This is a genomic window from Guyparkeria sp. (assembly GCF_041687595.1).
GTDB lineage: Bacteria > Pseudomonadota > Gammaproteobacteria > Halothiobacillales > Halothiobacillaceae > Guyparkeria.
Map to the genome: position 1 here is coordinate 26199 of NZ_JAWLBP010000023.1, position 3420 is coordinate 29618.

Below are 3420 nucleotides of genomic sequence, written 5' to 3' on the forward strand. Positions count from 1 at the left end.
ACCTCGAGGCCCTGGAAGACTCGATTTTGGCGCACCTCAAGGCCCTGGATGACGCCTGACCACCCGCCCGAGCTCAATGCACTGGAGGCGGAAATCCGCGCCTGCCGGATCTGCGAGCCCTATCTGCCCCTTGGCCCTCGGCCCGTGCTCATCGCCCGACCGGAGGCCCGGCTGCTGATCGCCGCACAGGCCCCCGGCCGACGCGTGCACGAGACCGGCCTGCCCTTCAACGACCCCAGTGGCGAGCGCCTGCGTGACTGGCTCGGGATCGACCGCGAGACCTTCTACCATCATCCGGCCATCGCCATCGTGCCGATGGGGTTCTGCTACCCCGGCACGGGCAAGGGTGGCGACCTGCCGCCGCGGCCCGAATGTGCCGCCACCTGGCGCAGGCCGCTGCTCGCGGCGATGCCCCAGATCGAGACCACCGTCGTCATCGGCCGCTACGCCCTCGGCTGGCACCTGGGCCTCGGCGGAGGCCAACGCGTCACCGACCTGGTCGCCGCCTGGCGTGACTTCGCCCCGGCGCACTTCCCCCTGCCCCACCCCAGCCCGCGCAACAATCGCTGGCTCAAGAACAACCCCTGGTTCGAAGACGAGGTGGTACCCGCGCTGCGCGAACGTGTGCGGGAATGCTTGCTGGCATTCGACTGATACAGGAGAGTCGGTCTTTGCCGGGGCCGCGCGGCGGTACCACAAGAAAAAGGCCCGAGCGGCAAATGCCGATCGGGCCCGGTGCTGTCTGGATTGCTCGCCGCAATGGCGAGTGGATCAGTTCCAGCCGATAAAGGCGGTGGCCGCATCGGCCGCGTCGTAGAGATAGAGGTCGCGGAACATGTGGTCCGACCCGGGCACGACGGTCATCTCGATGTGCTCGTCATCGACTCGACCGGCCATCTTCTCCTCCAGATCGGTGACGGTCTCGTCGGCACCCGCTACCACGACCAGCGTCTCGATCGAGGTCTCGCCGAGCACGGTGGGCGTATCCATGCGCGGGTCATCGCGGTAATAACTCACCACGCTGGCCGCCTCGGCGCGGGTATCCGGACAGTAGATGAAATCCATTTCCATGATCTCGTCACCCTTGCCCTCGTCGACCAGTGCCTCGGCCTTCTCAAGCAGCGGGGCAAGCTCGGTGTCGTAGCTCGACTCGTAATCCTTCGCGTTGTAGCCCTCCGACCAGGTCTGCGGCGCCAGCAGGACGGCCTTCTCCACCAACGGGTCGGCCTGGTCGGCGAGATAGCGCGCCACCTGGTTGCCCCCGCGGGAGTGGCCCAGCACGGCCAGGCGTTCGGCACCTTCGCCCTTGAGCCATTCGACCCAGGCGGCCATCTCGTCGACGGCATCCTCGTGCTTGTGACGATGGGTGCTGTCGCAGTCGTACATGCCTTCGCGCGCATCCTGACCAAGACTCAGGTTGATGGCCAGCGAGTTGTAGCCGGCATCGCGAAGCAGGTCCTGCATGCTGCGCATGATCTCCATCTGGCCGTGTGCCAGGGTGCCGTGGACCATGAGGACCACGCCATCCTCGATGGTGCTACCCGGTGCGGTTTCCATGTGACCCACCAGGGTGAGGTCATCGTGCTCCAGCTCGACGCGATCGGCTGCCTGGGCTGCCCCTCCGATGTAGCCGGCGAGCAGCAGCAGGCCGCCCAGGTACTTGAGTATCTTGGTCATGGTGGTCATTCCCTCCCGGTTTGGTGATTGTTATGGAACCTGTGATCGCATCCCGCTGCCATTCAAACCACTGCGGGAAGCGGCCGATCGCGCCTTTCACGTGACAAGCAGGTTCGTTCAGAGGTTCCTTGTCGGGAACAGTCTAGCCGTTCGGACGAGAGGTTGCCGCCCGAATGACGGCACGGCTAGCCATGGCGGACAAAAAAATGGGCAGGCTGTCCCCGAGGGGATCAAGCCTGCCCGCAAAACTCACCGCAGGAGGAGTCGAAGGAAACTCACGACTGAACATCATTGCCAGCCACGGCATGTGACTGGCGACCGAACGGAAAGTTTCCGAAGCAAACGGAAATGCCCATTCGGCGAGGTTGGTTGACTTGCAGTCGTGCCACCGACACTCGGAATGATATCGCGACAGCATGCAAATGCAAACGTTTCGCATTGCCTTTTGCATGACAGGACGATGACAGCCGCCCTCCCGGGTGGTCGCGGGGTATCTCAATGAAAATCCCGCGAACGGGTCGGCAACTCGCCCAGCCACTCGCTGTGATCGACCAGCATGCGGGCGACGAGATGGGCGACACCGTCACGGTGCTGCCATTGGCCGCGCACCTCCAGCAGACGCGCATTGACCACCACCTGCTGGTATTCGGCGACACGGTCCGGCCAGACGATCACGTTGACGGTACCGACCTCGTCTTCGAGCGTGAGGAACACCGTACCCTTGGCCGTGCCGGGACGCTGGCGCATGGTAACCAGGCCGCAGTAGCGCGTGTGCGCGCCGTCGTGCCGGGTCTTGAGCTCGTCGCTGCGTCGCAGGCGCAGCCGCCGCAGTCGATCACGCAGCAGACCCAGGGGATGGCCGTTCAACGACAGGCCCAGTCGCTGGTAGTCGGCAACGATGGTTTCGGCCTGGTTCGGCGCGGGCAGTTCGACGGACGGTTCGGCCACCATTCGGTCGGCCGGCAAGCCGGCCTCGAGGTCCATGTCCGCGGGGATGCCGCTCGCCGACCAGTGCGCCGCGTATCGATTACCTTCCAGCGCGGCGAAGGCGCCGGCATGGGCCAGCGCGCGGCGGTCACGGGCATCCAGGCGCGCCCGGCGCACGCAGTCGGCCACGTCGCGAAAGGCCGCCTGGTCCCGGGCGGCCAGCAGCCGCTCGATTCCGGCAGCGGAGAGGCCGTGAATGCGTCCCAGGCCCAAGCGCAGGGCATGGGTCCGGACGGCATCTCCTGCCTGGGCCAGTGGTTCGAGCGTGCTCTCGCCGTCACTGGCCATCACGCAGGGCGGGCGCACGACCACGCCGTGGCGGCGGGCGTCCTGCACCAGTTGCGAGGGGCCATAGAAGCCCATCGGCTGGCTGTTCAAGAGCGCGCAGTAGAAGGCCACCGGCTCGTGGCACTTGAGCCAGGCCGAGGCGTAGGCGATCACGGCGAAGCTCGCCGAGTGCGACTCGGGAAAGCCGTACTCGCCGAAGCCGAGGATCTGGCGGTAGACGCGATCGGCGAATTCGGCGGCAAAGCCGCGCTCGGTCATGCCGTCGTACAGCTTCTTGCGAAAGTCTTCCAGCGTGCCGCGCTTGCGCCAGGCGCCCAGTGCCCGGCGCAACTGGTCGGCCTCGCCGGCGGAAAACCCCGCGGCCACCATGGCCAGCTCGATCACCTGCTCCTGGAAGATCGGCACGCCCAACGTGCGCCCCAGCACCCGCCGGATTTCCTCGTTGGGATACTCCTCGGGCTCGAGCCC

3 protein-coding genes are annotated in these 3420 nt (G+C 66.1%); 1 reads left to right on the top strand and 2 read right to left on the bottom strand.

Going from position 1 to position 3420, the window contains the following annotated elements; all coding sequences use genetic code 11:
* Window positions 1-48: 48 nt before the first annotated feature.
* Window positions 49-654 carry a uracil-DNA glycosylase family protein gene (locus ACESL5_RS05355; protein WP_372591754.1) on the top strand — a complete coding sequence of 202 codons (606 nt, stop codon included), beginning with the start codon at window positions 49-51 and terminating at the stop codon, window positions 652-654.
* 117 nt (window positions 655-771) lie between these two features.
* Here the strand turns inward: ACESL5_RS05355 and ACESL5_RS05360 are convergent, their stop codons facing one another.
* Window positions 772-1677: an alpha/beta hydrolase gene (locus ACESL5_RS05360; protein ID WP_372591755.1), complete on the bottom strand. Its 906-nt coding sequence runs from the start codon at window positions 1675-1677 to the stop codon at window positions 772-774.
* Between the two features lie 495 nt (window positions 1678-2172).
* Window positions 2173-3420 (bottom strand): OB-fold nucleic acid binding domain-containing protein (locus tag ACESL5_RS05365; protein ID WP_372591756.1); only part of this gene is annotated, 1248 nt, incomplete at its 5' end.

Excerpts from the sequence above, each read along its gene's own strand:
- ACESL5_RS05355 (WP_372591754.1), top strand. The coding sequence starts at position 49 with ATGACGCCTGACCACCCGCCCGAGCTCAATGCACTGGAGGCGGAAATC.
- ACESL5_RS05360 (WP_372591755.1), bottom strand. The coding sequence starts at position 1,677 with ATGACCAAGATACTCAAGTACCTGGGCGGCCTGCTGCTGCTCGCCGGC.